Raw genomic sequence first — 6,291 nt, forward strand, 5'->3', positions numbered from 1 at the left:
CAGCTGCGGGAATAGCTGCAATAACTTTAGGGCTAAATGAGCTTTTAGGACTTGATTTACCTTTGAAAGAGCTCTCAAAAATAGCTAGGTTAGGTTCAGGTAGTGCGTGTAGAAGTATGTTCGGAGGATTCGTTATGTGGGAGAAGGGAATTAGAGAGTTCAAAAGAATAGGTGAATCATGCATAAAAGGTGATTAAATTTCATTTATTATTTACGTTTTCCTTAGCCCTCTGTAAGAGTGTTTTAAGCTGTTCAGCCTCTTTTTCTCCTCTAAATCTGCTAATTAACGAAATAAAAGTAGCTAATTCCTCTTCACTCATATTTTCTTGGATTATAGGTAATAACCTAGAAAGAAATTCCTTGTCTAAATTCTCCAAAAGCTCAATATATTCTGGTATGGTTAAATCTGGTAAATCGTTAAATAACGTGATAAGAGATGTTGAGATCTGAGACATTAGATCCCTAATCAAATTCTTAAATGCTCCTATCTGCTGTTGCTTATCTAACTTACTTATTTCCTCGACATCCTTCTTAAGCTTCTCGAGATTCTTAAGTAATTTATATTTATGAAATTCAAAGTTCACCATAGCATTTCTCACGTTTTTCGACGCTATATACCTTATTTCATCAACGTCCCTTATAACGTTAATATACCCCTTAAAGTACAAATCCTCTATTATTCTCTGAATAGTGTCCTTAGTCATAACGTAACTTAATGCTGAAAGGCTAGAGGATGGTATCCCGGCTGGACCAGCTTGGGCTATAGCTATCAGTACAATTCTCTCCTTCTTACTCAGAAAATCCATGTGGTGTATATATGGTTAAAGATTAAAAAGCTATTAAAGAATATAACGTGTGATTAAAGCAACATCACCGGGCAAAATACTTTGGATAGGAAGTTATAGTGTAGTATTTGGAGGAATTTCCCACGTATTCGCTATAAATAAGAGGGTAAAGTGCAGTATAAAAGGGAGTAATTCAGATGAGTTAATCTTTCACACCTCATATGGAGAATTTAAGAACAGAGGTAATGAGTTAATAAATTCCGTTATAGATACGTTTAAGGAAAGACTCGGAGTGGAATTAAAGGGATATGAGGTAGAGTTATATAATGATAATGAGTTCATAATTGACGGAAAAAAGACCGGCTTAGGTAGTTCATCAGCCTCAACAGTGGCATTAACTGCATGTTTTTACTACATGATAAACAATAAGATAGATTTAATGGAAATTCACAAGCTAGCTCAAATAGCTAATTATAAGAGACAGAAGGGAATAGGTAGTGGTTTTGACATAGCATCAGCGGTATTTGGAAGCATAGTTTATAAACGTTTTAATGATTTGGAAAAAATGGACTTTTATTACGAGAAATTAAGATTGAAGGGAAACTATGATATGATTTTAGGATTCACTGGTAGGAGTTCTGAGACTGTAGGGTTAGTTAAAAAATTCGTTGAGAAAAGTAAAGATGAGGACTTTAAGGAGTTGATGAAACTAATAGATGAAGAAAACATGATGGCAATAAAACTCATAAAGTTAGATAAAGTAGATGAGGCTGTAGAACACGTGAGGTTAGCTAGGAATTATTTGAACTATTTAGCTAGGAACGTGATTAGGGTTAACTTAGTTAGCGAGGAGGAAGAGAGGCTTATCAGAATCGCTGAGAACAACGGTGCTTTACTAGCATTATCGCCGGGGGCTGGAGGTGGCGATTCAATATTCGCTTTAGGTGAAAATTTACATAAAGTCAGAGAGGAGTGGAGACAAAGGGGTTTAAAAATAATAGATGTAAAGGAAGATGATGGATTAAGAATCGACGAATTGTCATGATAAAAAGAACAGCAAACCTCGCCCTTTACGGCGGGGAGGAGATCAGCCTAATTAGGTAGTGCCTCAATGTTTACCGGAAAAAACTTATTATTCAGATTTACCAGAGTAAGCGCATGGTTAAGATTCTAAGAGTAGGGAAAAAGTTCGCTATATACTTGCCTAAGGAACTTGTTGAAGAAACGAAAATTAAAGAGGGAGACTTGTTGATGGTCATTAAGGAAGGAGATAAGATTTCGCTTATTCCTCTTAAAAAGCCGACAAAATATTGGGCAGAAATAGACGCTGATGAGGCTGAAGAGGTTGGAGAAGAGATTACTAAATCACTCGGAATTAATAGTTGACACTTCTTTTCTACTCCCTTTTGTAGGTATTAAAGTTAAAGGGATAGATGAAAGATTACTGGAAGGAAAGAGGATTTATTACCCTTCCCTAATGTTAACAGAACTTATTGCAGTTATAATGAAAGAGGTGAGAAAACTCAAGTTAAAGAAAATACCGGAAGAAGCAATTAAAGGATTATTCTACATAAATAGCACTGTTAACTTCATCACCTTGGAAGACTTAAACTTAGTGTATGAAATCATAAGTGAGGGTTGGAACGATATATTCGATGCTATATTATATTCCTCATATGCTTCTACCAAAATACCATTGATAACTCTAGACAAGATGTTCTACGATTTTCTCAATAAGAAAGGTTTTAACGTTAGTGAAATCATACTTCTCTAAATTCCTAGTCCACATCATGCCAAATAGGGAAACTCATAAACCTTCCATGTGTGGACAATAATTTGGTTGTTTTGATATAAATTGAATTTTCTTTATTGTGGAAAAGTATTTTTAGGGTTAGGGCGAGAAGATGGATGGGTTTGATTTCCTAATACTCACCTAACTTAACAAGAAACACAACGATGAGATGGCTAAAAATATTCTTCTACAACACAATTTACTCGAAATCTATTGGCATATGTTGGAATAAAATTGAATTTTATGGAGGTGAATGAAATTGTTGTCCACACACTCCTCCCCTTAGAGTGTTCCCTTAGGGCGGTTCACAAGTTTACCGCCTTCACCACTTCATAGCTAGTGGGCTTTAGAGCCCGCTCCATTCGTCCAGCGATAGCTGGATCTTCAGCCAAATTACCCCTATCCCTTTTCCCTCACTCCACCCTCCTCGAGACTTGGGGATATGTACTGAGGAGTAGGAACACACTCTCATTACCCCTTTTTGGCTTCCCTCCTCCCCAATGATCTTCCTTCACTTAAAAACTTTACCCCAAGGTGAGGCTTGTCCTTCCTTTGTCAAGTTGGAAGACTTTACTACCTCACACTACCCTGTCTTTCGCAGTTGGCTAATTATGAGCTTGATGTTATGGAGATTATTTAATCGTTGACGAGAGTTAAATAGTGAATTAGTCATTATGAGTTTGGGCTGTCTTCTTCATACCTTAGGAGTAGTCTTCATGTTTACGTAACATTAAATGGTTAGAAAATTGGAGGGAAAAGGTTACACGATAAGGCATCATCCAGGATTAATGCAAGACAAGAGATTAGTAGAACTATTATTCAAAGTTTAAAGCTAGTAAGCATAGACTTCACATGGAACTCAGCAAGATGACTGAAACATTCCTCCACAATATATTCAAAATCTATTATGGTCGGGATTTAACTCATAATAAGTTTCAATTAATGGTTACTGAACCTTTCAAAGTCTCCCAGTCTCGAACATTATCTATATTTCCTCTTCACTCTATCTTTACAATCTTCATACATATAGACGTGTTAAACGAGGATAAAAAGGATTTTTGGATATCGCGGTGCTAATTTTGAATCAACTCCGTAGTTTCCACTTTTACCATTATTAATATCATTTTACCAATATTACCAATGAGAAGTTTTGCCATCTTTCTTCAACTCCACGATCGGTTAAGGCAACTAACATGATATTTAAGCTTTAACTGTCATAAAAGGCAGAGTTGAATATATGATTTATTAAGACTTTCTCAGTCGGGCAATATAAAATACGTCAGAGAGGTAATAGGTATTACGTCTATGAACTAGAAACGATAAACAGTTACGTAAAGGAAACTTACGTTGGTCCTTTAGATAAGATCGTCGAAACTTATCTCAAATTGAAAAATGGAATCGGGGGTGTGGGGGTATCCCCCACAGTGGACCGGCCGGGATTTGAACCCGGGACCTCTCGGGTGCGAGCCGAGCACTCTTCCAGGCTGAGCTACCGGCCCAATAAATAGTATAGGGAGAATGTATTTAAACTTAAACATATTGATGACTATCTTGAAGTGTAGGATTCACACTAGATCGGTTGTCAAGTTTGTTGTTAAGATAGATGTAAAATTTTAAGAATCGATTAGAGCGTAAAGTTTTATAAAGCGTGAAAATTAAGAGAATTTCTAATGGATAAAGTCATAGACCTAATATCAGAACTACCTAGTGATGCATTACTGAACGTAGTTCAATTACTTACTTTAGATACTCTCAGTAGAGTAGATAGAGATATGATTCTTTTTCAACTTGGAATAAATATAGGTCGTAATATAAACAGATCTAGCTTTAGAGGTTTGATCAACTTAATACAATTATGCGATTATTACCCTAATTTGTGTAAAGGAATAGCCAGAGGAATTTATGAAAGTGAGGCTATAGATAAAGATTTGATATTAAATTTAGGTAAATCAAGTCCTATAATGGCTAGGGAGCTTCTCGCAAATTTGGATCTCTATAAGTTTCCAGAAGTTATGAAAAGTTTAGCGAATAACGTAAGTCAACTAAAATACTTACCTAATGTTGGAAGTAATATTGCAAAACAAATAGATAAACTACCATTCGAATATAGAAATCAAATAATAAATACGTTGAAAGATAATGGAATGTTCTTATACGAGTTTTTACAAACGGTAAATTTGAGTAAAATCGATAATATTGATCAGTTTATTGGTAAAAACAAGGATATAGATGAAATAATAGGCTATAGGTTAAGTGAGTTAAATGATAAGTTAAAGGAGAGATTGTTAAACTTTCCTACTATAGCTAAGGGAGTAGGAAAAGGGTTTCAGAATCTTTCATACTATTGGAAGAGAAAAGTCATAGAAAAAGTAAGGGAAGATAAGGAATTTGCCAAAGGTTTTCTCTCATCTGTAGATCTAATATCTTTAGAGGATGAATTCGTTGAAGAAATTATAAAAGTAGCAACACAAGATGAGGAACTTTCCAAAATACTTGGAAAAAACTTTGGTGAAAGTTTTCCATCCCTAAATGAATTTTTAAAGAACGTTTCATTTAAAATTGCAGAAAATAATCCTAACTTCGCATATGGATTCGGAGAAGGAATTAGTTATTCCATCAGTAGTTTTATAAATTTCATAAGGGGGAAAAGCTATGAACTTAAAAGAGAAGAACAAGAACGTATTTTAGAGTTAGCAGATAGAGTTGATTCCTTTGCGAAGGGTTTGTTAATGAACATTAATTCTCTCTTCTTCTTTGAAAATAAGGAAAAAGTGATGACACTGGTGCTGAAGTATGATGAGTTTTTATTGCAATTTGTAGAACAAATGGGTAGGAGAATAAGTGAATTTAACCTCTCTAGACTGGTCATCTCATTAAGAGGAAAAGTTGCCTTTGAACTTGGTAGGGTGCTTTGTAGAAATTATGCCAGTCTTCCTAGAGAGAATAGAAAAATTATTTTATCTCTTTTAGATAAAAACAATGAGTTAAAGGAAGGGTTTATTGAGTGTTAATTCACTCTAGTTCCTTTCCCTTGGTCTCCTTTAACACTGCTAGAGATGCTAAAGATATTGCAAAGTATATAGCGAAGATTAATCCGAAGAAATACCAATTATTAGCATAATTCTCTCCTATTAGAGCAGCAACAACTAGCGGAGCTAATCCACCGGCGAAAGGAGCTGCCATGTGATAGCTTAAACCTGTGCCAGAGTACCTATATTTGGTAGGGAAATTCTCAGCGAAGAATGCAGGTATTATCGCATAGGATCCTAAAACTGCTATAACCATCAATAACTGAGCTAACAGTATTAGTAAGAAATTCAACTTTAACAATAGTAAAACGTAAGGGAAACTGAATATAAATCCAAAGCCAAATGCTGTTATCATTCCAATTCTTCTTCCTATTTTATCGGCATATATGGAAAACGCTATTGTTATAAATATTCCAATTAGTGAAGATATTGTAACTGATAAAAGTGCCAGGTTCCTTGAGAAATGTAGCCCGACTAAGAAGTCAACAGAATAAACTGAATATAAATAGAATCCTGCGTTTTGTGCAGCCCAAGAAGCAGCTAACAACAGAATCTTACTCCAATACTTTCTCCAAACCTCAATGGAGGGCACTTTCGAAACCTCTCCTTTTTCTAAAATGGATTCAAAGAGAGGACTTTCGAGCAATATTAATCTTATTATAATACCTACTATTGCGGCAATTGC

General features: G+C 35.2%; 6 protein-coding genes, 1 tRNA gene and 2 pseudogenes. 6 read left to right on the forward strand and 3 right to left on the reverse strand.

Annotated features, from left to right (window positions below; genetic code table 11):
- A pseudogene (locus tag DMP16_RS07145) lies at nt 1–158 on the forward strand (diphosphomevalonate decarboxylase); the annotation flags it as partial.
- Between the two features lie 42 nt (nt 159–200).
- Here the strand turns inward: DMP16_RS07145 and DMP16_RS07150 are convergent.
- The gene (locus DMP16_RS07150; protein ID WP_069282898.1) at nt 201–806 is read right to left on the reverse strand and encodes a hypothetical protein; all 606 of its coding nucleotides are present in this window, start codon (nt 804–806) and stop codon (nt 201–203) included.
- Between the two features lie 49 nt (nt 807–855).
- Here DMP16_RS07150 and DMP16_RS07155 point away from each other — a divergent pair, with 49 nt between their 5' ends.
- From DMP16_RS07155 to DMP16_RS11395, 4 genes and pseudogenes are all read left to right on the forward strand, one after another.
- Nucleotides 856–1,830 carry a phosphomevalonate kinase gene (locus tag DMP16_RS07155; protein WP_069282896.1) on the forward strand — a complete coding sequence of 325 codons (975 nt, stop codon included), beginning with the start codon at nt 856–858 and terminating at the stop codon, nt 1,828–1,830.
- Nucleotides 1,831–1,943: 113 nt separating this feature from the next.
- Complete coding sequence (locus DMP16_RS07160; protein WP_069282895.1) at nt 1,944–2,171, forward strand: AbrB/MazE/SpoVT family DNA-binding domain-containing protein; 228 nt, start codon at nt 1,944–1,946, stop codon at nt 2,169–2,171.
- The gene (locus DMP16_RS07165; RefSeq protein WP_069282889.1) at nt 2,131–2,559 is read left to right on the forward strand and encodes a PIN domain-containing protein; all 429 of its coding nucleotides are present in this window, start codon (nt 2,131–2,133) and stop codon (nt 2,557–2,559) included. The genes DMP16_RS07160 and DMP16_RS07165 overlap by 41 nt, the downstream gene beginning before the upstream one ends.
- 1,292 nt (nt 2,560–3,851) lie before the next feature.
- Nucleotides 3,852–3,974: pseudogene (locus DMP16_RS11395) on the forward strand (putative integrase); the annotation flags it as partial.
- A gap of 28 nt (nt 3,975–4,002) precedes the next feature.
- Here the strand turns inward: DMP16_RS11395 and DMP16_RS07180 are convergent.
- Nucleotides 4,003–4,076: transfer RNA gene (locus DMP16_RS07180), tRNA-Ala, on the reverse strand.
- Nucleotides 4,077–4,247: 171 nt separating this feature from the next.
- Between DMP16_RS07180 and DMP16_RS07185 the strand changes: the two genes are divergently transcribed.
- On the forward strand, nt 4,248–5,588 hold the full coding sequence (locus DMP16_RS07185; protein ID WP_069282887.1) for a hypothetical protein: 1,341 nt from the start codon (nt 4,248–4,250) through the stop codon (nt 5,586–5,588).
- Between the two features lies 1 nt (nt 5,589).
- On the opposite strand, the gene DMP16_RS07190 is transcribed toward DMP16_RS07185, so the two are convergent.
- Nucleotides 5,590–6,291: MFS transporter (locus DMP16_RS07190; RefSeq protein ID WP_143577028.1), on the reverse strand; the 702-nt coding region annotated here is incomplete at its 5' end.

The organism is Sulfolobus sp. B1 (assembly GCF_007050195.1).
GTDB lineage: Archaea > Thermoproteota > Thermoprotei_A > Sulfolobales > Sulfolobaceae > Saccharolobus.

Bases quoted from the DNA above. Each gene is read 5' to 3' on its own strand.
- DMP16_RS07185 (WP_069282887.1), top strand. From the start codon at position 4,248: ATGGATAAAGTCATAGACCTAATATCAGAACTACCTAGTGATGCATTA.
- DMP16_RS07150 (WP_069282898.1), bottom strand. From the start codon at position 806: ATGGATTTTCTGAGTAAGAAGGAGAGAATTGTACTGATAGCTATAGCC.
- DMP16_RS07160 (WP_069282895.1), top strand. From the start codon at position 1,944: ATGGTTAAGATTCTAAGAGTAGGGAAAAAGTTCGCTATATACTTGCCT.